Annotated in this window: 18 protein-coding genes; 6 read left to right on the forward strand and 12 right to left on the reverse strand. The window is 30.5% G+C overall.

All coding sequences use genetic code 11. The features are described from left to right. Window positions 1–229: 229 nt before the first annotated feature. From BSD9I1_RS14980 to BSD9I1_RS15015, 8 genes are all read right to left on the reverse strand, one after another. Complete coding sequence (locus BSD9I1_RS14980; RefSeq protein ID WP_186431001.1) at window positions 230–1,546, reverse strand: YjiH family protein; 1,317 nt, start codon at window positions 1,544–1,546, stop codon at window positions 230–232. Between the two features lie 133 nt (window positions 1,547–1,679). After that, window positions 1,680–4,742, reverse strand: coding sequence for an AAA family ATPase (locus BSD9I1_RS14985; RefSeq protein WP_186431002.1), 3,063 nt, complete (start codon window positions 4,740–4,742; stop codon window positions 1,680–1,682). 98 nt (window positions 4,743–4,840) lie between these two features. After that, entirely contained in the window at window positions 4,841–5,440 is a 600-nt protein-coding gene (locus BSD9I1_RS14990) for a trimeric intracellular cation channel family protein (RefSeq protein ID WP_242966517.1), read from the reverse strand. A gap of 178 nt (window positions 5,441–5,618) precedes the next feature. After that, window positions 5,619–6,875, reverse strand: a complete 1,257-nt coding sequence (gene hutI, locus BSD9I1_RS14995; RefSeq protein ID WP_186431004.1) for an imidazolonepropionase — start codon at window positions 6,873–6,875, stop codon at window positions 5,619–5,621. 8 nt (window positions 6,876–6,883) lie between these two features. Continuing rightward, window positions 6,884–7,789: a glutamate formimidoyltransferase gene (gene ftcD, locus BSD9I1_RS15000; protein WP_186431005.1), complete on the reverse strand. Its 906-nt coding sequence runs from the start codon at window positions 7,787–7,789 to the stop codon at window positions 6,884–6,886. A gap of 227 nt (window positions 7,790–8,016) precedes the next feature. Further along, window positions 8,017–10,044, reverse strand: coding sequence for a urocanate hydratase (locus tag BSD9I1_RS15005; RefSeq protein ID WP_186431006.1), 2,028 nt, complete (start codon window positions 10,042–10,044; stop codon window positions 8,017–8,019). Between the two features lie 188 nt (window positions 10,045–10,232). After that, on the reverse strand, window positions 10,233–11,579 hold the full coding sequence (locus tag BSD9I1_RS15010) for a sigma-54 dependent transcriptional regulator (RefSeq protein ID WP_186431007.1): 1,347 nt from the start codon (window positions 11,577–11,579) through the stop codon (window positions 10,233–10,235). Beyond that, entirely contained in the window at window positions 11,572–13,194 is a 1,623-nt protein-coding gene (locus BSD9I1_RS15015; RefSeq protein WP_186431008.1) for a transporter substrate-binding domain-containing protein, read from the reverse strand. The genes BSD9I1_RS15010 and BSD9I1_RS15015 overlap by 8 nt, the downstream gene beginning before the upstream one ends. Window positions 13,195–13,358: 164 nt before the next feature. Here BSD9I1_RS15015 and BSD9I1_RS15020 point away from each other — a divergent pair, with 164 nt between their 5' ends. Beyond that, window positions 13,359–13,634 (forward strand): ABC transporter substrate-binding protein, encoded by a 276-nt coding sequence (locus tag BSD9I1_RS15020; protein WP_186431009.1) that lies wholly within the window; start codon window positions 13,359–13,361, stop codon window positions 13,632–13,634. Between the two features lie 287 nt (window positions 13,635–13,921). On the opposite strand, the gene BSD9I1_RS15025 is transcribed toward BSD9I1_RS15020, so the two are convergent. The 4 genes from BSD9I1_RS15025 to BSD9I1_RS15040 form a co-directional block, all read right to left on the reverse strand. Continuing rightward, window positions 13,922–15,067 (reverse strand): GIY-YIG nuclease family protein, encoded by a 1,146-nt coding sequence (locus BSD9I1_RS15025; protein WP_186431010.1) that lies wholly within the window; start codon window positions 15,065–15,067, stop codon window positions 13,922–13,924. Window positions 15,068–15,243: 176 nt separating this feature from the next. After that, window positions 15,244–16,416, reverse strand: coding sequence for a YaaC family protein (locus BSD9I1_RS15030; protein WP_186431011.1), 1,173 nt, complete (start codon window positions 16,414–16,416; stop codon window positions 15,244–15,246). Between the two features lie 483 nt (window positions 16,417–16,899). Next, the gene (locus BSD9I1_RS15035; protein WP_186431012.1) at window positions 16,900–17,805 is read right to left on the reverse strand and encodes a 3-deoxy-7-phosphoheptulonate synthase; all 906 of its coding nucleotides are present in this window, start codon (window positions 17,803–17,805) and stop codon (window positions 16,900–16,902) included. A 249-nt stretch (window positions 17,806–18,054) separates the two neighbouring features. Then, complete coding sequence (locus tag BSD9I1_RS15040) at window positions 18,055–19,707, reverse strand: hypothetical protein (protein WP_186431013.1); 1,653 nt, start codon at window positions 19,705–19,707, stop codon at window positions 18,055–18,057. 903 nt (window positions 19,708–20,610) lie between these two features. On the opposite strand from BSD9I1_RS15040, the gene BSD9I1_RS15045 reads away from it, so the two are divergent. The 5 genes from BSD9I1_RS15045 to BSD9I1_RS15060 all read left to right on the forward strand — a co-directional run bounded on the left by BSD9I1_RS15045 (window position 20,611) and on the right by BSD9I1_RS15060 (window position 24,924). Continuing rightward, window positions 20,611–21,015: a helix-turn-helix transcriptional regulator gene (locus tag BSD9I1_RS15045; protein ID WP_186431014.1), complete on the forward strand. Its 405-nt coding sequence runs from the start codon at window positions 20,611–20,613 to the stop codon at window positions 21,013–21,015. 110 nt (window positions 21,016–21,125) lie between these two features. After that, window positions 21,126–21,728 (forward strand): hypothetical protein, encoded by a 603-nt coding sequence (locus BSD9I1_RS15050; RefSeq protein ID WP_186431015.1) that lies wholly within the window; start codon window positions 21,126–21,128, stop codon window positions 21,726–21,728. Window positions 21,729–21,751: 23 nt separating this feature from the next. Next, entirely contained in the window at window positions 21,752–21,895 is a 144-nt protein-coding gene (locus BSD9I1_RS15055; protein WP_186431016.1) for a hypothetical protein, read from the forward strand. Next, on the forward strand, window positions 21,879–23,471 hold the full coding sequence (locus tag BSD9I1_RS18960) for a recombinase family protein (protein ID WP_242966511.1): 1,593 nt from the start codon (window positions 21,879–21,881) through the stop codon (window positions 23,469–23,471). The genes BSD9I1_RS15055 and BSD9I1_RS18960 overlap by 17 nt, the downstream gene beginning before the upstream one ends. Next, a complete protein-coding gene (locus tag BSD9I1_RS15060) occupies window positions 23,455–24,924 on the forward strand; it encodes a recombinase family protein (protein WP_242966518.1) in 1,470 nt (489 codons plus the stop codon). Before BSD9I1_RS18960 ends, BSD9I1_RS15060 begins: the two co-directional genes overlap by 17 nt. The last annotated feature ends 47 nt before the right edge of the window (window positions 24,925–24,971 follow it).

Here is a 24,971-nt window from a genome sequence, read left to right on the forward strand (position 1 = left end):
ATTAAGCTAAATTCCATCAATTGTAGTTTAAAAAGAAATAAAATATTTCAAATTTTCAACACAATGAAATAATTCAACAATTTATTAAACTATTAACTTGCTATCAATGCACTTTTTTAATTCACTATTGCTTTAATTATTTACCACATTAAATTAACAAATAAGTGCCACCCACATGGCAAGTGGCAAGTGTTGTTCACTTGCCACTTGCCACATGAGTAGCACTTATTCACAGTATAAAGAATGCAATTGGTGCAGTTAATATCAAGGTAAATATAGTTCTTTCAATCCAAATTATTATTATATCTGTTAAGCTAATTGGAATATCAGTAGATAAAATACATGGTATTGAAGCTGAAAAGAATAATATAGAAGAAACTGATACTACAGCTATTATAAACTTAGTTACAAGTGGAGCCTGAACTACTAGCATTGCAGGCAAAAACATCTCAGCTATTTCAACTGAAGAAGCCTTGGCTGCTAAAAGTGGTTCTGGAATCTTTAATGCTAAAGTAAATGGATAAAAAATATAACCCAATACATCAAACACAGGAGTATACTTTGCAAGTACCAATCCTAGAAAGCCTACAGATAATATTGAAGGTAGTATTCCCATTGCCATTATAAAACCATCTCTTAAATTGATCTTTATATTTTTCCCAAGTGATACCGAAGCTGATGCTGACTTCATAGCTTCATTCCAAGCATATTTAATCCTATTACCCTGTGCAATGGGCTCAGGGTCTCCTACTCCAGTATAATAAGTGCCTGGTTTTTTACTTAGTGGATATATTCTTGCAGTTATTGCAGTTACTATAAATGTAACAATTAACGTAACCCAAAAATACGTATTCCATAGATTCATTATATTCAATGTTTTACATATTATTATCATAAAAGTAGCTGAAACTGTGGAGAATCCAGTAGCAATTATAGCTGCTTCCTTCGCTGTATACTTTCCTTCTTTATAAACTCTATTTGTAATTAAAAGCGCTATAGAATAACTTCCTACGAAGGATGCAACTGCGTCTATAGCAGATCTTCCTGGGGTTTTCCAAAATGGTCTCATAATAGGCTGTACCAATGCGCCTGTAAATTCCATAAGCCCATATCCTACTAAAAATGCAAGAAATGCTGAACCCATAGGAACTATTACACCTACTGGAATAACTAACTTATTAAATAAGAATGGCGCCATATCATCTTCAAACATCCAAGCTGGTCCAATCTTAAAGAATATCATAATTCCAACTACAATTCCCATAAGTTTAAGAATAGAAAATACTAAAGTTACTTTATCTTTATTCCAAGTTTTTTTAACAAAAGGATATAACCCTCCAAGAATTATAACTATAAGTGCATAAATATTGACAAGCCCCGGAGATGCTGCTTTAATATAGTTTACCATGTGATCAATTGGAATGGTAGAATTGCCTTTGATCTTTATAGGAACAAAGAACATAAATATTCCTATAAGACTGTATACTAGAAAGCGAAATGCATTAGAAGTATTAGTAGGTGTATTTGTGCCTTTAACTGTTTGCATACAATTCCTCCTATAAAATATTAAACTTTATACTATAATATATTTTACAGATTACAAATATATGACTAGTGCCACCCACATGGCAAATGGCAAGTGCTGTTCACTTGCCACTTGCCACTTGGGTGGCACTATTTTAGTTTCCTCTTTTAATAACCTCTATGACTTCAATACTATATTTATCTCCTGCTTCTTTTAAATATTTAATTGCCTCATCGCAATAATAAGATACCTCTTTATCTAAATACTTGCTAAAAACTTTATTTAAAGTTTCATTTAAACTCATATGAGCCTTAATTTCAGCTTTTACTCTATATACAATTCCAAACTCTTGAGGATTTTTAAGTCTCTCTGAATACATATCTGCATTTTTTAAATACTCTAAGGCTTCTGTATAATTCCCTTCCTTTACATTTAATAGAGATAAAAAGGCTTCTACTATAGATCTTTTCCATATAGAATCCAATTGGCCAAAAATATTATATGCCTTTTCAAAATGTTCTTTTGCCCTATCATAATCCCCCATGTCAAAGGCTGAAAGTCCTGCATTTATATTAAATATAGATAAACTCACAAGAGCATTTTTATTTTCACATATAGATAATGCTTTATCAAAATAAGAAAGAGCCTCAGAAAATTTCATATTATATCGTCTAATTTCTCCAATATAATTATATGCTGCTGCAATATTTAAAGCATATTTATCTGCAACTTGCTTTGTTACATTAAATATATTTATAGACTCATTTAAAAGTTTCTCTGCTTCATCATATTTTCCGCACATTATATTATAAAGGCCTTTTAATCTTAAAAGTATTCCTATTTCCTTATGATAATTGCATTCCACTGCTAGGTTCAAAGCTAAATCTATATAATTCACCATAGTTTCTGTATCATTAGTTTGTATGCAATAGTATATCATTTGCTTATAACCTTCTAAAGCATAGTCATTATCCTTTAATTCTACAGATTTTTCTATCATTTCTTTTATAAATACAGTGCCTTCATCATAATTCCCTTCTCTTATAAGATACCTACCTCTAATATGAAGATATGAAATTTCAATTTTCTTTAATTCATCTCCTGGAGTTTCTCTTTTCTTTACTTCCTTTAAAGACTTTTCTAAATCCTTAAGATGTTTTTCTGTTTGCTGTTTGCTAAGATAAGCGTACTTATAAGCATTGCTTTCTTGATTAAACAATATCGGAAAGAGTTCATGACTAAAATTCAAGTAATAACTCAAGCTCTTTATTCTATACCTTAAAGCCTCCAGTTCATTATCTCCGCTACTAAAATGATATATAAGTTTATGGTAAGTATTTATATCACTCTTATCATTTTTAAGCTGTTTTTCTAATATACTAGCTATCTTACTATGCAAAATTCTCTTTCTACCCTCTGATTGCCTTAGATAAACAAATTCCCTAAGTTTTTGGTGAGTAAACTTAAAACTTGTCCCATTCTCTGTAATTACTTCCTTTAAGATAAACCTATTTGTAAGCTCTTCTATTATATCAATTATTTCTAGTTCATCCTTTTGAGTTACATTTTTTATTATTTCTAAAGGTGCTTCATCAAAGAAAAGAGATGCTATATTTAATATCTTTTTTCCTTCTTCAGAAATATATAAAAATCTACTTTGTAATACATCCTGCATTTTAACAGACATTATATTGGTATCACCTTTAGACTTTAATATATTTAAGTATTCAGTTATAAAGAAGGCATTTCCTTCCGTTTCATCATATACCTTTTTAAATACTTCCTTTGAAAAGTTTTTTTGAGGTAATGCCTTGCTCACAAAACTTTCTACTTCTTTTAAATTAAATCTCTCCAGATTTACACAGTGTATTTTTTCATATCTTTTCATTGTAGTTATGAAGTTATCTATGTTCTCATCATATTCATTTCTACAAGTCCCTATAAACATTATATCATTTTTATTTGCGTGAAGTATTATACTACTCAAAATAAGCAAACTCAAATTGTCCATCCATTGTATGTCATCAAAAATCATTATTATTTTTTTCTTTACTGTTATTTTTTTCAAAATGTCTAATAATGCTTCTGCTATCATTTCGCATTTTAAACTATCTAAGTTCTCAAGTAATTTTATATTTGATGCAGCCTTTTTTTCCCCAAACTCAGGAAAAACATTTGATATAATATCCTCCCACATGGTAGGGATACTAATATTATTAGTTTTTAAAACACTTGATACTTGATAAATTATACTGTTCCATGGCTTTAGTATATATTCTTTTTCTAATTGATAACAATTGGTTTCAAATAAGAATACTTCTTTTGTATCTACTCCTTCTAAAAATCTTTCTTTTAGTCGAGATTTACCTATTCCCGCTTCTCCTTTTATTATAATTGAGCATGCATTAGATGTTCCTTTAATAAAATTATTATAATTATTTTCCAGTATTCTAAGTTCATTACATCTTCCATAAAAAAAATTCTTTGCTGCTTTAATGTTCTCTTTATCTGTAGAATTCATTTTATCCAGTATTGAATCAAAAATAGCTGTGGTTTCTTCATCAGGAGTAATTCCAAGTTCTTTATCTAGGATTTCTGTAAGTTTATTATAAAGTTCTAGTGCCTTACTATAGCTACTATTTTCTTTATAATAATTCATAAGAGCTCTATATGCTTTTTCATCAAATTCATCTATTCTTATAAGAATTCTTCCATACTTTTCTATTAAACTATTCTTCAAGTCTCCATTTGCAATTTTAGAAGATATATCTTCATATAAAGACGATATATATATACTCTTATAGTGTTCTCTAGTTTTATCCAGCCAATTTTCAAATTCCTCTGCATTTTTTACAAAAAAGCCTTGTAAAAACTCTCCTTCATACTCCTTAATATCTTTCTTATCACTTAAAAATTCATCCACGTCTGTTTTTATTTCCATCTCTGGATTTAATAAAATCATAGACTTTTTAGGGGAAATTATAACTTCTTCATCAAATGCTTTCTTTATCTTATATATAGCATTTCTTAAATTTTTCTTTGCTATATCTTCATCTTCCTCCGCCCAAAGCATTCCAGCTAACTCTTCACGGCTAGCCTGTTTATTTATAAGTAAATAATAAAAAAGGGCTTTTACCTTTCCATAAGGAAATAGTACTTCTTGTCCATTCTTTGTAACTTTTGGTGTACCAAATAATTTCCCGTATATCTTATTCATTTTTATCCCCCAATCATCTTTCTAACTCTTAGGTATTGAAGCGATTTTAATCTCCAACCTCTCATTATTAAATTAAAGTTTTTAATACAACTTAATTTTTATTCCTTAACCTTAGCCACTGGTAAATGTAATCCTTTTTTTATTGAAATCATTCTAACTAGAAATGTTGCAAAAAAACATATGTATGAAGCTCTATCTATCCCCAAGCTTTTATATGTAGATATAAAACTTATGCCTCCTAGTATGGATGCTACTGCATATATTTCCTTTTTAAATACAAATGGAATTTCTTTAGCAAACACATCTCGAAGGACTCCTCCTCCAACTCCCGTAAAAAGTCCTAAAGATACTATCATAAAATTTGTAGGAAGTGTATGTAACGCTACGTTCCCTCCTATAGCAGTAAACGCTCCAAGTCCTATAGCATCAGAAATTTGCACAAGGTGAGAAAGTTTATTTAACTTATTATAAAAAATAAAAACTATTATTGCAGTAGCTATGCTTATAAAACAATTAGTTGGATTTACAAAAGATGTAGGCGGCAGTATTCCTACTACTATGTCTCTAAAAATCCCTCCCCCTATAGCTGTAGTTATGGCAAGTATGATAGCTCCAAATATGTCCATTTCCTTTCGTATTCCAATTATAGCTCCTGAAAAGGCAAAAGCCACAGTTCCTATAAACTCAAAAACACTCATAAGGTTCAAGTTTTTTCTCCCCCATTCTTTGACTTCGTTTACATATTATATTGTAACAAAATTCAGAAGAAAATTAAACATTAAGAGATTACCCACTATAAGTATATATTATAAAAGGAAGTTTGCCTTCAACAAACTTCCTTTTATTTCCCAACCATTAGTTAATAGCTAATTCCACCTACTGATTAACCATTACCACAACACCATCTTTAATAGTTTTTTCTACTATATTTACTCCAGTATGATATGGCAAGAATTTATAAGAAGGATATTTCAATATTACTAAATCTGCTTTTTTACCTTCTTCAATACTTCCTATAACACCTGCTCTTCCTATAGCTGCAGCACCATTTAAAGTCATTGCTGTTATTGCTTCCTCAATACTCATATTCATATATATTGTAGCTAGTGCAAACATAAGTGGTATAGAATTTGTAAATCCACTGCCTGGATTAAAATCTGTAGCAAGTGCCACAGCACATCCCTTATCTATCATAAATCTTCCCCTGGCATATGGCTCCTTTAAGCAGAATGCTGTAGTTGGAAGAAGAGTACTTACAACCCCTGCCCTTGCCATGTCCTCTATGCCCTTATCTGATGCATGTAAAAGATGATCTGCTGACACTGCATTGAGTTCTGCAGCAAGCTCTGATCCTCCAAGTTGTACTATTTCATCTGCATGAAGTTTTAATTTCATGCCTAATTCCTTAGCTTTTAAAAGTATTTCTCTGGATTCTTCCACCGAAAATACTCCTTTTTCACAAAACACATCACAAAAATCTGCTAAATTTTCCTTTGCAACTTTTGGCAGCACTTCTTCAACCATGAAATTAATATATTCTTCAGTTCTTCCTTTATATTCATCTGGTACTGCATGTGCACCTAAAAAGGTTTTGCATATATCTACAGGATGATCTTCATTTAATCTATCCATTACTTTAAGTTGTTTTAATTCTGTTTCTAAGTCTAATCCATATCCGCTTTTTCCTTCTACAGTAGTTACTCCAAAGGATAGCATAGAATTTAGTCTTTCTTTTCCCAGATTATACAACTCTTCTTCAGAAGCATCTCTTGTTCCTCTTACGCTGTTAACTATGCCTCCCCCTCTATTCATGATTTCCATGTAGCTTACACCGCTAAGTCTCCATGAAAACTCCTCTGCTCTATATCCTCCAAATACAAAATGAGTATGAGAATCTACAAATCCAGGTAATACAGTTTTTCCTTCTGCATCTATAACCTGAAAATTTTCTTGATTATATACCTTTAATATTTCCTCTGTAGTTCCTACCTTTTCAATAATTCCATCTTTTATAACAACTGCTCCATTTTTTATTATATTTAAATTACCCATTTCCTTACCAAAACTTGCCTTACTTCCTAAAGGCGTTACTATTTCTGATGCATTTATTATTATTAAATTTCCTTTTAACATAAAATCACCTACTCCATTAATTTATATTCTATTACTTGTTCCATAGAAAAGTCCTCTAATTGCAAATAGTACACTGCACTGTTTACTAAAGCTTCCATAGATACAAGTCCACTTATTTCCGTTCCTATAATATTTACCCCAAATTTCTCACTTTCTCTTTTAACCATTTCAAAAACTGTATAAAGTCCTGTTTTATTATAATCCGTTAAAACCACAGCAAGCACCACGGCCTCATCGTTGCTTGGTTTTACTGCCAATGCCCTACAACATTTAAACCCTCTTTCAGAGCCTCGAATGCTTTTACCTATTTTTTTTATGAGTGTATAATTCGATGTGTTGAATTTTATATTAAAGCAGACCAAAGGCATTCTAGCCCCTACTATACTAATTCCCCCTGTAGGATGAGGCTTATCTGGTCCAAAATCTGGCTTCCATTCTGGTCTTTTAAGCTTATTTTTTATCCCCTCATATCCCCCCATTCTTATATTACATAAATCTACTCTATTAGGATTTGAGGCAGATTTTTCATATAAAAATATTGGTATATTATATTTCAAAGATGCTTCTTTTCCAAACTCTTTCGAAAGAACGATAGCTTCTAACATACTCATATTCTTTAATGGTATAAAAGGTACCACATCGACAGCTCCCACTCTTGGATGATCCCCAGTATGCTTTTCCATATCTATAAGTTCCAATGCTATCCCCATTGCATTCATCATTGCATTTTTAACATCCTTAGGATTTCCCATTATAACTGCTGTTGATCTATTAAATTTTTTATTATAACTATAATCTAAAAGCTTTATGCCTTCTATCCCTCTAAATTCATCAATAATTTTATCTATTTTCTTTATATCTGTGCCTTCACTAAAGTTAGGGGCACAAGTTACTATCTTATCCCCATTCCCCATAAATCCTCCACTTACAAGTTTTAATCGTCAACCTTTAGGATATATATTATCTATTATATACAAAAACTAGGATAAGGACTTTAGGGGTTAGACACTAGGTACTAGGGTTTGAGATACTTTGTATAATCAAAATCTTCTCATTTCCTATCTCCTAGCACCTTAGCCTAATCCCTAATTTACATCCTCTACTCCTAGGTTACTGCAATCAGTATACTATTAAAAACATATTATTTATTAAATACTTTTCCCACTGCTTCTTTTACCATGTTTTCATCTGCAATATATGGAATTGTTATATGATCAGTTCCTTTATTCATCTTATTATATTCAATGACAGTTTCTACAGAGTGCTCATTTCTAGCCCAGGAACGTCTAGCAACACCGCCCATAACATCCCATGCCATAGCTGATTTTATTATTTCATCTACTCTGTGGCTTCCATCAAGAACTAATCCAAATCCACCATTTATGGATTTACCAATTCCAACTCCACCACCATTATGAAGAGCTATTAGACTCATTCCTCTTGCAGCATTACCAGCATAGCACTGTACAGCCATATCAGCCATTACGTTACTTCCATCTTTAATGTTTGAAGTTTCTCTGAATGGTGAATCTGTACCTGAAACGTCATGATGGTCTCTTCCAAGCATTACAGGTCCTACTTCACCTTTTCTAACCATATCGTTAAATTTAAGAGCTATTTTAATTCTACCCATAGCATCTTGATATAATATTCTAGCTTCAGTTCCTACAACTAATGCATTTTTCTCAGCATCTTTTATCCAATTATAGTTATCTCTATCTTGATATCTTCTTTCTGGATCTATGCATTCCATAGCAGCATGGTCTGTTTTTCTTAAATCTTCATGTTTTCCGCTTAAGCATACCCATCTAAATGGTCCATATCCATAGTCAAATAAATGTGGTCCCATGATATCTTCAACATAGGATGGCCAAATAAATCCATCTTTTTCATCTGTTCCATTTTTGGAGATTTCTTTAACTCCTGCATCATATATAGCTTTCATGAAGGAGTTACCATAGTCAAAGAAATACACTCCCCTTTCAGTTAAAGTCTTTATAGTCTCAAAATGATGTTTTAAAGTCTTGTCCACTAATTCTCTAAACTTAGCTGGATCTTCTGCTAAAAGTCTTGTTCTTTCTTCAAATGTAATACCTTCTGGACAATATCCACCTTCATAAACATTATGGCAAGAAGTTTGATCTGAAAGTAAATCTATATGGATATTGTGGTCTATTGCATATTGAAGTAAATCTACTATATTACCATGGTAAGCTATAGACATTGCTTCTTTTTTAGCTTTAGCTTCTTCAGCCATTGCCCAAACTTCTTCTAAATTTGCTGACCATTTTTTAATCCACCCCTGTTCAAGTCTTGTATCTACTCTTGATTTGTCAACTTCTGCAACTATAGCAACAGCATTAGCTATTTCTCCTGCTTTACCTTGAGCACCGCTCATTCCACCAAGTCCTGAAGTTACAAATATTCTTCCTCTTAAATCTCCATCATTAGGAATTCCAAGCTTTGTTCTTCCTGCATTTAATATAGTGTTAAATGTTCCATGAACAATTCCCTGTGGTCCTATATACATCCATCCACCTGCTGTCATTTGTCCATAGTTTGCAACTCCCATTTCTTCAGCAATCTCCCAGTCCTTTAAGTTGTCAAACATACCTATCATAAGTGCATTTGTAATTATTACTCTTGGTGCATCTGGTTTGGATTTAAATAATCCTAGAGGATGTCCTGATTCTAGAACTAAAGTTTGATCTTGAGTCATAACTTCTAAGTATTTTTTAATCAATCTATATTGCATCCAGTTCTGACATACGCTACCTGTTTCCCCATAGGTTACAAGCTCATAAGGATACAGTGCAACATCAAAATCTAAATTGTTGTCTATCATTACTTGAAAAGCTTTACCTTCTACACAATTTCCCTTATATTCATCAATAGGTTTTCCATAAAGTCTTCCTTCTGGACGGAACCTATATCCATAAATTCTTCCCTTTGTAGTAAGCTCTTCTAAAAATTCTGGAATCAACTCTGCATGATACTTTTCTGGTATATAACGAAGTGCATTTTTAAGCGCTACCTCTGTTTGTGCCTGTGTAAGGTGAAACCCTCTATTTGGAGCTCTTCTTATTCCTTGAACAAACTTAGGCATTTCTGGTAAATAATCATCAAGTTTAATTTCCATAGCTTCTGAAATATCAAAATTTCCTATCATTTTTAAATCCCCCTATATGTTAAATATTTATATTGCGTATTTATCTTACACTCTTATTATATATCAGCTTCGTCGTTAAAACGTCTATGTATTTTATAAATTCAGAAATTTCTAACTTGAAATTCGACTTTTGTGACGGTTCCGTTTGTAGACGGTAAAAATACAGAATATTTTTTAGTAACTAGTACTTATAATAACTCGTATTCCTTAATCTTATACCTTAAGTTTCTTTCACTGATCCCCAAAGCTTCAGCAGTATTTTTTCTGTTTTCTTTGAATTTCTTTAAGTTATATTCTATAACCTTTTTTTCTATAGTCTTCATATCCTCCCCCACATAAATCGGTATGAGATGATCTTTTAATAGGAGTATATTTTCTCTTTCAAAAATTTCAGGAGGTAAATCTTCTTTATCTATATACTCGTTTCTTGTTAACACCACAGCTCTTTCTAGAATATTTTGAAGCTCACGTACATTCCCATTAAATTTATACCCTTCTAAAGCTTGTAGCGCTCCTGCTGTTATGCCCCTTATTCTCTTTTCAAACTGATTACTATATTTTTTTATAAAATATTCTATGATTTCAGGTATATCTTCCATTCTTTCTCTTAGCGGAGGAATTTGTATATTTATTACATTTAATCTATAAAACAAATCTTGCCTAAAGTTACATCTTTTAACCTCTTCCTTTAGGTTTTTATTTGTAGCAGATATAAATCTAACGTCTACTTTTATAATTTTATTAGAACCAACAGGTCTTATTTCTTTATCTTGAATTACTCTTAAAAGCTTAGTTTGCAAATTTATATCCATATCACCTATTTCATCTAAAAATAATGTCCCTTCACTTGAAAGTTCTATTATTCCTTTTCTATCTTCTGCAGCACCTGTGAAAGCACCTTTCTTATATCCAAAGAGCTCACTTTCTAAAAGATTATCTGGTATCGCCGAGCAATTTATTACATTGAAAGGTTTGTCCTTTCTTTTTCCATTAAAATGAATCGCCCTTGCAACAAGTTCTTTTCCAGTGCCGCTTTCTCCTGTTATAAATACATTTATATTTACGTCTTTAACTCTATCTATTAAATTGAAAACCTCCTTCATTTTAGAGGAGCTTCCTATTATGTTATAATTTTTATCTATCTTATCACTTAAGTACTTTATTTTACTATTTAATCCGATGTATTCCTCAGCTTTTTTCATAAGAAGATCAAGCTCTTCCATATTAATAGGTTTTGTAATATAATAAAACGCTCCGTTTTTTATAGCTTCTACAGAGGATTCTATAGTTCCAAATGCAGTCATCATAATGACCATTATTTCTTTATTTGCACATTTTATTTTCTTCAACACCTCTATTCCATTTTCATCCCCTAGTCTTAAATCTAAAAGTATAATATTTATGTCAACTTCATTTATAATAGTCAGCGCAGTTTTTTCATCTTTTGCTGTAAAAACCTCATAGTTATCTTCTAATGCAAAACTTAATGCTGTACATATAGAACTTTCATCATCAATAACCAGTACTTTAAACATTTTTATCATCTCCTAAACTTTTAAATTCTAATATAAATGAAGTTCCTTCATCTTTTGTACTTGATACATGTATCTTCCCGTTATTTTCCGCCATAAGCTGATAGCATACAAAAAGCCCTAATCCTGTTCCTGATGCTTTTGTAGTATAAAATGGATCATATATTTTATTTAACTCATCTTTATCCATACCACAACCATTATCCTCTATCATCAAATAAGTCTTCCCCAAGCTCTCCATGGTACTTATATTTATTGATTTTTCTTCTTTGTTAATCGATTCTATTCCATTTAATATTAAGTTTATAATTATTTGCTTAAGATGGTTCTTATCTGCGTACACAAATACATCTTTAGGTATATCTATATTTATTTTTACACTTTCTTTTTGTATCTTATTAGCTATCAGAGCTAGTATCTTTTCTATGATTTCATATATATTTACTTTTTCTTTAAAAGCCTTTTTAGGCTTAGAATACTCTAAAAGTTCATTTATTAAGTTATTAAGTCTTTCTATTTCATATGGTATGTCTTTACTTATCATTTCTCTAAATTTCGGATTGTCATATTTTTTAGGAAGCAATTCTACATAAGTTTTAATAGAAGTTAAAGGATTTCTTATTTCATGCGCTATACCTGCCATTAAGATTCCGAGAGATTCCATCCTATCTTTTTTTCTTAAAGATTCATTAGCCATTTCTAAACTTTTAGTTTTCTTTTCTACTTCTTCTTTAAGCTTATCATTCCACATATACATTAAAAAAAGCACTATAAGAAAAATGCACATGGCTATTAATGAATATTTAAGTGTATTCCTTACATACCAATTAGAGTACTTAAAAGATTGTCCAAACCATTTTGTATAAATCATATCATAAGTGCCATTTTCTTTTATTTCTTTTATTCCCTTGTTCAAAAGTTCTAAAGTTGCCTTGTCTCCTTTTCTTACTGCAATGCTATATGCTGTAGAATTCAAAGGCCCACCCACAATTTTTAGCTTGTTATTGATACTTAGCTTATTTGCATAATACACGCCGGTTAAAGTATTACCTATAAAAGCATCTACTTCTTTACTTAAAAGCTTCTTAAAAGCATCTTCTTGGTCCTTTGTAAATATTATCTTTACTCTTTCCATGCTTTGCAAATTATTAATAGCTACATCTCCCTTTTGTATAGCTACTGTATGTCGAACCAAATCCTCATATTTATTTAAGTAATTATTTTCATTTAACACAAAAATACTTTGAGAATTTGTAAGTATTTCTTCAGAAAAATCATATAGCTTATCCCTTTCAGCAGTTCGCTTCATTCCTTCTATTATATCTACTTCTCCCTGCTTAAGCTTTTCACAGGCATCTTCCCATTTCATAGGAGTAAATTTAACTTCAATTCCGCTTCTCAGTGCCACAGCTCTTATTAAATCCACATTAAATCCTACATATGTATGACTTTCATCTAAATATTCAAATGGCGGAAAGTTTATATCACCCGCTACCTCTAGCACAACGCTTTGCGGCTGTTTTATATCAGATTTATTTTTATAGATATAGAATGTCGCTGAGACTATTATTGGTATAATCAAAATAAATATTAATCTTTTTTTACTAATTCCGCTCACAGTTATCCCCCTTTCTTATATATAGACAGTTACTATTAATTAAAACAAGCTTATAAAAGCTTAACTTTTAAAATCATTACTATTATTTGTTATTTTATATATTATCACACTTAACCATATCTTACATATTATAAGAATATAAAAAAGTTTAATCGGAGGTTTTTATGAAACATAAAAAACTTAAACTTATTTCTTATATTATTATCATAGTAACTTTACTAGCAACACTTGTATCTTGCAGCGGTAATACTAAGACTGAGGAAAAGAAAATAGTAAAAGTAAATGTCAATGAAGTTGTTCGTTCTGTTTTCTATGCTCCATTTTACGCTGCAGTAAATAATGGTTTCTTTAAAGAAGAAGGCATAGAAATCAATCTTACAACAGGCCAAGGTGCAGATACGACTATTTTCAAAACACAAGTATTCAAATTAAGCCTTTAGTTATAGAGGTTCCTAAAAAACTTAAATAACATAAAAAGCCTGATAACTAGTGCTATCAAGCTTTCATGTAAAAAATCATAGAATTTATATCATTGGATTATTACTTGTTCTCTGCCTCTTCCTTTAATCTTTTACCCTCTTCTAAATATAACTTCTCTTATCAGTGAATTTATACTGTGACTCCTAATTATACAGATACGACAGAACTGAATCTAAAATTATGTTATATCAACTCTACAAATTGGAATTTGCACTCTTTACTAGAAAACTTGGAGTTGTCTCTCAAGTTAACGTTTTTTGTTATTAGGTCTTTTGGTCTGTTTCCTTACACTATTAACCATACAAATATCTTTAATATTCTTTCCTTCTTGCAGGTGTACCGATAATGATTTCTCACCATAGTCTTTATTGGCAACCATGTTAAATATCATTGCACAATCATGAATTGCAGCATTTTCAATCAAAAAGATATCATCTTCATAAAAAGGATCTATAAGACTATAACGATAGTAATTAAAGTTCTTTATCCATTCATCATTCTGACGGTGCTGGTTCATTCGACTGAATACCTTTTCAGCTTTTCCTACATAAAAAAAGCCTTTTGTGGAATCATACAACATATATATGCCATGACGATCTTCTTCTTTGTTGATATAGTTGTTAAAATTATCCTGCTCATACTTAACCCATGGTGTAATTTTATCCTCTAAATAATAATCAATCACCTTTTCTTTATTATCTGATTCTTGTCGAACGCTTGATAACTTCCGCGTTATTCTCATGCTATTGCGAATATATTTGTTATATGGGTCATCTGGATTATAAATATGCAGATGTGTTAAAGTCGCAGTTCTTTCTTCAACATCAAACTCAAAGGTAAAGGACTCTTTTTCATTTACCGGCCATTGGATTTTCGAATACTCATATGCTAACGTGCTGCAAAACAACTGCTGCAAAAGTCCCGAAAGTCCTTTTGAAAACTTTGTATCATAATATGTCCAATGAGGAGGTATATTATTTTCCTCTTCAAATTTTTCTGCATCAATTTTGGCATAGCTATGAGATAATTTGTCGTCAAATTTTTCTTTGTAGATTTTTTTTTGTTTGGAATAATAACATCCTGCAGCATCGTCTCGAAAACGAAATGATCTTTTGGGTTCAATTCTCAATTTATATATTGATTCATTGTCTTTTAATCTTTTTAAAAACCGAGTTATTTCTGGAGTTCCTTCATACCTACCAAGTAAATCTTCATGTAATTTAAATTGATAACTTAAAGCTCCTTCATCCCCTTTCCAAGATTCATAAATCTTAGAATCGTATATTTTCATCTGATGATAATCATAAAAAGTAGAAACATTATTATCTCCTTTATTTTTACTCTCTGGATTATAGCGAAACTCATATTTAATAGTAAACTTTTTCGAATCCATTACTAGACCTCCACAATAAAATGATAAACAAATTACTATATTGTTTAAATAAACCTCAAGTTCACATTATTATCCTAATCAAAACGACTATATCGTGTACAATTATAAATATAATAGAAAGTTCATGACATCAATATTATTTAGAACTTAAGCAATTTTTTTCTGAGGAATTCATTCTATGCATTTTTAATACCTGAACTCATAATATCTTGACCTGTAATCTCAGCAGAAATTTCATCAATGAACTGATCTAAAGCAAGTGATAAGAATTCATGCACCAACCAATTCTCTTTTGAATCCATCAAACGTGCCAGCTGTTCTGGTTTATATCTTACTATTTCGCTAAACCGATGCATAGTAGCCATTATTATCAGCATGCTATTCACATTTATCACTTTCGAAATACCAAGGTTTGATCTTCTTAAATACCAAAGTCGTTGTGAAGATTTAATATATTGAAATTGTTTTCTGAGCGTTGTATTTAATATTTTAAGTTCTCCTGATATACTATCAGTATTCCTTCTTGCACCTTGTGTACTATGTAGAAAAAAGGGGTTGTCTCCACATTCTATAAAGTCATTTGAAATGCTTGACAATATCGTTGTTGGAATTGAAGTTGCAGTAGGTGGAAAATGATATTTTTCTATTTCGAACTTCATATATAGGCAATTATCATTTCCCTTGTAATACATCGGTGCCGTTCCTGCTTTAACCGGCACAAACAATTCCTGAATTTTTCGTCCGCGAGGTGTTGTGTATGTTGTCACATAAGCTCTATGAAGAAACGCAAGATTATATAACAACTTTTGTAATGTCCACGGAGACTTCCTCGGCCATAAAACCTCAAAATTACTTTCAAGTAGCTTTCCAAATTCAACGAATACTCCAAATCCTACTCGTTGAACGCCTATAGTATCCAAACTTTGACCTATTCCATTTTTATCTTCAAATAAACCATGTGCGCTAAAATTATTAATAAAATTGTCAACATAAGGTTCTCTAAATGCAATAAGTGCTTTTACTGCATTTAGCATGGAGTAATACGAAGCCAATGGGGATGATTCAATTGGAAGTGTTTTAGCTGCTTTATAAAATGACATTGCTTGTTTCCAATAGAAAGAAAAATGATACTTATTCGGATCACCATGCTTATCTTTTAATGTTAAATCATGATACTTCATACATTTTTTGTGGCTACTAAAATAAAAATTAATGTAAGTAAAAATATCATCTGTCAAAACAGTGCTATTCTGATAATCTTGACTTGAATATGCTTTTTTCATTTGTAATGATTTATTTTTAAATTGAAATGGATATGTATCAATACATAATTCTGTTCTTCGTGGCATTCACTTACCTCTTTTCTTTTCTAATATCTAATACCTTTATTATTAGTTACTGTATAGAACTTCCATAGTTGACAACAACTATATTATCCGAATCAAAAGAAATGCAGAAAAAAATCATTGTCCAATCAGGAAATAATTAATGGCTCTAGTTGTCAATTTACCAACTTCCCATTATCGTTATAATAAATCATTTATACCCTTTGCCCTATAGGAATAATAAGCTATTTCCTATTAATTCCCAAATAATATAATTCTACATCAAATTATATTATCCTTCATAATTTGTACAAAAAAGCAACAAAATCCGAGAAGATACTACTCTCAGATTTCATTTGCTTTTTTAAAGTTAAATTACTATTTATATTACTTACCCTTAAAAATTCTTATTTATACATTTCATTCTTTAATAAATTTTCCACATAATTTAATACTAATCAACTCGATAAATTGGAATTTATCTGTAGTATTATCTTCAAATTCCCTTTAGTGAATGATTTGTGTGTCACTTGGCATACCCTCAAACGCAGAAGCAAGAACCGCATTTCTCATTGTGGGATACTTCTCAGCCTCGTTAATTAAATCCTCAGGAGTTATTCTTCCATCGACCAAGGCTGATATAAGATCGACATAATAACATACTTCTTGATATCCTTCAGGATCAATGGCTTTTGCATGAATAAAATCATTTTCAATAGTCAACGTCGGCAATCCTCTTAGTTGGCGATTCGTAAACAACCTATCGGCCACTTTGTAAAAATCACCATTGAGATCGAAATAAACCATTGGAACTTCATATCTGCTTTCTATAAGATCATTAAGGATATATGCACTACCATTGTTACTGACCTTAACCTGTAGGCCAGCATCCATCCCAACAATACCTGTACTACCTTTCATTTGAACGCGTAATCCATTTCCCGTTATCCAAATAATATCTCGCTGAGGATCGGATGGACTGTAATTCTTGGCATACTTTCTTTTTGTACTTTCAAGTCCAGTTCCCAATGCTCCACACTTTTGTGCGGTTTCTAATCTTATTTGTTTCCTGCTCGCAATACGAAGCCATTTTAAATTAATTTTCTCGTTATCCCGACACCTTCGAACAATTACGGCTTCAGCAATTTTACCCATCATGCGCATTACTGTTCGCTTCGTGTCGATTTCCAGTATTACGCTCAATGCAAACTTATTATTTTCATAGCGAACAAAACCTGCATCCTCAATCAAAATTCTAAACAGTTCCTGACCATAATATTCTTTCAATATTAACAGATCTCTTTTGCCATGAAGGAAATCACAGAGCGGTTGCGAACTTAAAATTCGTGCTTCTCCATCATAACACATGACTGCCAGTTCTAAGTTGTTTCTTCCGTATATTAACTGCGGCATAATTAATTAACCCCCTTGCCTTTATCATAAATTCTGATTTATCTTCATTCCAATCATCCCAACAAATTACTATTTATCTACAGATTATAGTAATAGTCTTACTTCGCATATATTTATGCTAACGACACTTCTAAAATAAAATCTTTATGCACTTTAACTTCTTGTTATTAGCCTAATTAGTGTATGTGCTTCCTCTAAACCTTAGTGACCTATATCCTTAATAAATGGCAGTCTATTATTCCACGAATTTTATAATCCAATCCCTCTATCTTCTTTTTGATTTACAGACTTTGAAAATAAGATATGTTGTGTTTCTTTTAGGAATTCTTTACTTTTTATATCCAAATATTTCGCGCGTCTGACAGGCATATTAATTGAAAAAAGAAAATTCTTAAAAGGTATGTTTGAATAATTTTTATTTTTGTTATCTAATATCCTAAATATAGGCCTACCACTTTTTCTAGAAATTAAGTTGCAAAATATTTCAAATTCCTCAATATCTAAGTGATTTATTGATTTTATACCTATTTTAAACGTATCCTTCAACTCTTTTGAAATCTTTTCTAGGGTTGGAGGAAAAAGAGGTATATTTCCTAAAGTAACAGACATTAAATATACTTCAGTTATTCCTGATAAGTCTACTATCGTATTATCACTAGTAATTTCTGCAAGCCTAGCATGTAGCTGCTTAAATGGCTCAATTGCCATTTTATTAATATCTTTATCAATTAAACAAGTATCCTTTCCTATTAGTGACTTCAATGCCATTCTATAGCTTTTAACTTCAATTGCTAGAAGCTTATTACCTAACTTAACCATTATATCGGGCGAGTTTCTTCCATTTCCTTTTCCATATTTAAACTCTGGGATAACTTCATAAGGCAACGAAGAAGTTTTGATTGATTCTTTCAATAGAGTTGTAACATATATCTCAAAAGGTCTCCCAAAAAATCTTAGGAAATTAGTATCATTTTTATCGTAGCAGTTGCGAATTTTATAAAACAACCCTTGAAAAACATGTTCATATAACAACTTCGGTGCAATTGGCATAAAATTTCCGTTATCAAGTATAAAAATTGGCTTTTCCTGAAACAATGAAAAATCCCAAGGGGAATCTAATGTTGCTTTTGCCCATTGCTTTGCATCACGAAAATTAATTGATAATGCCTTAATTATAGATTTAGCCTCTTGATTCAAAGGAGTACTAGTAAATAGCATCTCTATGTTTTGAGTCCACTCATGTGTTACGTTAACTTTCTTTTTCAAATAGTTTGCTAGAATACCAAATGTAATAGACAGATACTCTTTAAGCGAATAGTTATACTTTTTTTCAAAATCACTATTAAAATCTACATATTCTTTATCTGAAAAATCTCCCTTATTCTTAGCTATATCTATAAAAATTTCCTTTGACCTCCCGATAGAAGAAGTCAAATCTTCCTGCGAGTTAAAGGCTGCATTTCTAATCATTTCATACACTATTTCATTATGTGCCTCGTCAGATTCATATAAATAGTCTGATACTATCATGCATAAATAAATTATCATTGCAACTCCTCTATCCAATTCAACTTCCTCTTCAAGTTTACCTTCATTTCCATATGCAAGTAACCACTTCCATACAGTTAAGAGTCCTTGCTGGCTAAAAAGTGCCATTTCATCTAGTCTGTGCTTATTAGGAAATTCATTACCAGTTAAGCTTTCAACATAGAATATAAAGTCTTTTCTTACACATTCGTCATTTAGTTTAAGAAACGTCATTTGTGACAAAACATTTATTAAACCTCCTAAAGGAAGGTCGTATATAAGTTTAATCAATTCATTTTTATCATATTTAGGAAGCTGAAAAACTTCACTATATGTCGCATAGGTTTTGATATAATTCATAATATTGTTGTTCATCCTATCCTCTCCTCTCCTTTATGCATATTTTCCTGTTTGGATACCTAAGCTCAAGGTTTGTTTTTAAATTTCTCTTATGCATTTTAACTAGGCTTAAGCTCTTTCCTTACTCTCTTATCTTATCAGATACAACTTTTCTCGATTTATTAAAATTTGAATATGAGTAGTAGCCACTCACGTTACATTTATATTAATCTTCGTTAACATAATTAAATTTGGTTTAATAGTTGATATTAGCTAAAAAATACGTTTGATGAAACATAAAACACATAAATTTATTTAAGACCCTATTAGATCTTTAATATCAAATTACTTCCACTATATCAACACCAAACCCCACGTGAGTATGATGTGAACATAATTTCAACTCTTCAGTTACTTGTAATATCATTCAACTTGTCACATTCTATATTTCACAAAAAATCCATGCTGTTAACTACCCATTATAGACATAATAACTGTCTTATACATTACACTCGCCTATGCCATTATTCTACAAATTGTAATAGTTTCCTTTAAATTAGTATAGTTTTTAACTAAAAATAAAAATCTACAACTAAATTAGTTAGTAGACTTCAATCATTTTAAGTTAACAAATTACTATTTATTAAGTTGTTTTACATTTTTCATATGTCACACTAAATTACAATTGTGAAATAACTTATATATAAATTATATCATTTTGAATATCATTCTTAAACAGAACCTATTACTTATATACATTTACTTTAATATGATATCAACATCATTGATAAGTATTGACGATACTTATATTGTAATCTCTTTAATACACTGTCTCAATAACTCTACTCTTTAAAATACTTATAAATTTTTCCTTTACCTTGTAATATTGTTTAAATAAAGATTTTCTTGTTCATACTCCTAAATAATGGAGGTGTTCTAATGCAGCATCAATTAGGTGAAACCATACGAAAATATAGAAAGCAAAAATGCTATACTATGGCTCAACTTGCTAACAAACTTGAAATTTCAATTGGATTACTAAGTAATATCGAAACCGGTAAGACAGACTCATTACAACTTAATTTATTGAATAATCTTGTAAAAACTTTAGATATACCCCTTTCGGAATTACAGTTATTTTCAAAACCGTACCCTATTAAAGAACTAAATATAAACATTGTAGAAGATTATAATAAAATAAAACCTTCTTTAGAAACGCTACTCGATGCTTTTATCTCAGTCTCTTCTGCGTTATCTTTTGATGAAGATAAAACAAGTTTAGTTGCAAATATGCTAGTTGAAGAACTCAATAATATTAATAAATTAATAGAGATATCTAAATAACAATATATTTAGGTATCTTTTTACTTTTTCATTAAAATGAAATTTTCATTTTAATGTATATTTCGTGAATTTCTACACATCCTATTGTTACAAAGGTGGTGTAGTTCTAAGTGAAGATTAATAAATACCTATCTTTTGATATATCACTTCATAAAACTTTCTATGAAATAAATAAAAAATACCCTAACACTTCTTTAAGTTTTGAAATCCTAATAGATATTCTAGATGGCAACTGGATATCTAATGGGTACCAATCTAAGGATGAAGAATCACTCTTTAGAGACTATGCCACTAATGCCTTAAAACTATATTCACTAAGCCCCTTAGATAAAGGTTGTGATATAGTATTTATTAATAAATTCATAAGTGGCAATGAAGATTCACAATTTAGATATGCAAGAATAGATAAACTCCACTTCTTATCAAATGACCAATTAGAGCTAATCGATTATAAAAGCGGGAAATACATCCCCCCTGCCGACAAAAGATTTTCCCCAAACAAATTGCTTTTCACTATAACTTCTATAAAAGAGAAGATTGGAGTTTATCCCGACATATTTAGCCTCTATTATTTAAGACATGGAATTAAATTATCTACCTATATTAACTTAGATACTATATTCAATATTGGTAAAATCCCTTCACAGCCAACTCTTTATTCAACATCACTAAAAATCCCAAAAACAAACTTTCAAATAAATAAACAATTATAAAAACTGCTTAGGAGGTAATACATTTGGATAAGGAAGATATTAAAATCTCTATTACTTACAATAATGAAGAATATTATAAGCATATATTCATGGATTATATAATACAAGTTATATTAAAAAGCCATGAAAGGAGTAGTGTAGAAGAAGTTTATGGAAAAGATGAATAACTTGTATGAATACAATCCAAATCACTACTGTGCTATATATGCAAGAAGATCTACATCAAATGATAAAGATAATATAGAAAATCAACTTGAAACCTGTAGAGATAAGGCTCATGAATTAAATCTTATAATCAGTGAAGAATATTTTGATTACGAATCTGCTACTAAATTTGAACCTCTCCATAGACCTGGATTCAAAGGACTTGTATACGACTTAAAAAATAATAAGTTCAAATCTATAGTAGTGTACAAAAGAGACCGTCTTGCTAGAAAAGTCCTCCACTTCAAAGAAATTAAATATCTATGTAAACAAAATAATGTTAAGATAATTTACGCATCCTCTGATGAAGCTTTTCTATCAGAAGAAAATACTGACAAAGATATATTTCCTTTAATGGAGAATATTTTGGTTTCCTTTGCAGAATTAGAACCTGAAAATATAGCACGAAGAACTAAAGATGGTAGGGACAGAAGACGTGCAAGTTGTAATTATCCTATCTCTGCTCAATATCCAAAAGGCTATAGTAAAATTGGAAAAGGAACAAATGCGCAATTAGTTCCTGATACTAAACTTTCCCCTATAATTAAAGAAGCATTTGAAAAACTTTCAACATCCTCCCTTACTAAAGCATCAAGGAAAAGCATCTTAAAAGAGATAAATACTACACATAATATTAATTTAAAAGATAAGGATATTTTAAAAATAATAGAGAGTCCTATATATACTGGACGTTATACAAAAACCCCTAATATTTCAATCACAAAATTGCTATTTCACGATGATAAAGGAAACTTATCACTTGATGAAAGTAATAATAATCTTATCCAAGCAACAAATATTACTCCCATAATTGAAAACTTTAATTCTTGGAAAGACGTAATGCTTAAACATTTTCATGTGAATGGTTTCTCTGATATAGATTCTTTGGATGCTTCCCCATCTATTCTATCTAATTTAATATACTGTGCAAAATGCGGATCAAGAATCTATTTGATAGATCAATATTTTGAATGCGTAGACCATTGCTTTGATAAAATAAAAAAAGAAATCCTTTTAGATAATATACTATCAATAGTTATTAATGACTTATTTACTGATGAAGGAATGTTGGTTTATTACAACAGAAAAATGGAAAAGGCTCAATCAAAAATTTATAGGATAGAAAAAGAACTCAAAACTATACACAAAGAACAAGACAAGCTGTTACTAGAAATGATAAAACTAAAAAGCATTAATAACCCTATATTTAATGATTTAACTTCAAAAGAAAAAGAACTGAAAACTGAATATGACAAGCTGAAAGTGCTAATGTCTGAGTATATGTATTACAAGGAAAACCTCTACCCTAAAATTAGTATTAAAGAAAAGAACCTCTTAGTACAGCACTTCATATTGAATGAAAATGTTACAAATGATTTTTTGAAAAATATAATAAAGAAGGTGATTATAAATGCATCAAACAGTACCTCAGGTAAAAGAAAGCTATTATTGGACTTCAAATACAAGGGTAGCAGTAGCTTATCTAAGAGTATCCCAAAAAAGACAAAGCATAGAAACACAAATAAAAAAGGCAGTTGAATATGCAGAGAAAAATGGATTAATCTTAACTGAAGATATGGTTTTCTCAGAAAAGGAACCTGCTTCAAATACTAATGATTCACCAATGGTAAGCGACTTTACCATTGTTTTTAAACATCGCCCAGAGTTATTGAAGATATTAACAATGGCCTCACGTAAAGAATTCTCTCACCTTATAGTTTATAGCAGCGATAGATTGGCTAGGGATGTGTTTCAAAATGCACTAATTAAACATCATCTAGAAAAATATAAGATTCAGATTCATTTTACAAAAGAAGGAGAGAACTTTAAAAACGACTCCTTAAGTCAAAAGCTCCAAAATATTATAGCTTGTTTTGCTGAATTTGAAGCTTCAACTAATAGTACAAGGGTTTATGATTCTCTTACTCAAGTTTTTAAAAAAGGAGCCTGGACTGGTGGAAAGCGTCCATTTGGATTTAAACTTAAACAAAATGAAAACCAAAAAGGCAAGGTTTTAGATATAGATGGTACCAAAATAGAAATAATAAGACTTGCCTTCGAACTTTATTCAAAAGGATATGGTTATAGGAAAATTGCAGATATATTATCTAAAGAATATCCTCCTTATGAGTTTAATAAAAGTACAATTGAATATATTCTTAACAACGAAATTTATTGTGGCATATTAACTTGGGGAAAGAAAGGCGGCCGTAGAAAAAATAGAGTTAAAAATGATGATTACTTAAAAGCTGATTACAATGAAAAATTTGATATTGTCGGCAAGGATTTATTAACCTTAACTAACTTACAAAAGAACATTAAGCCTACCATAAAAGATCCTCAATACTTCTCCTCTCCATTTATTCTTAAAGATCTTTTAATTTGCTCTAAATGCAATGGTGAAAAAAAATTAGTCCCAAAAAACTATGGTAAAGATAAAACTAGCGTATATAAATGCCCAACAAAAGAAAATTCAAAATCTCATAATATTGTTAAAGCTAAGGAAGTGGAAAAGTTGGTTTTAGAAGAACTAGGTAAAGTAACCTTTTCTCAGGATAAAATGTCTATTGCATATAAAAAATATATTAGTTTATTTAAAAAACAGATAAAAGAATTAGAATACATCAAAGATAATCTAGAAGCTAAGATTTCTTACCTTCAAAAAAATATTTCAAATATTGATGAAATGCTATCTAAAAACCCAGAAGAACATGTTGAATATGGCCTAGCAAAATATAAGCGTTATTTTCAAGATAAAATCTCCCTACTTTCAAATCAACTAAAGGAAAAGATATCTCTTATTAGTACAAAACCTATACCTTCAAATGAATTTTATAATGAGGTTCATGAAATAGCACAGAATATACCTGACAAGAGGCTTTTATGTTTTCTTTTAATTGATAAGATACTGGTGTCTAATGAAGATGATAAAGTAACCCTTGACATATTTATTTATCCTAAAACCTTAAAATATCAAGTTTTTTTAAAATAGCCTTGGTAGGCAGATAGTCTTGTTCGGCATGCCGAGCAGGACTATCT

The sequence above is a fragment of the Clostridium sp. BSD9I1 genome, assembly GCF_900185645.1.
Taxonomy (GTDB): domain Bacteria; phylum Bacillota; class Clostridia; order Clostridiales; family Clostridiaceae; genus Clostridium_AK.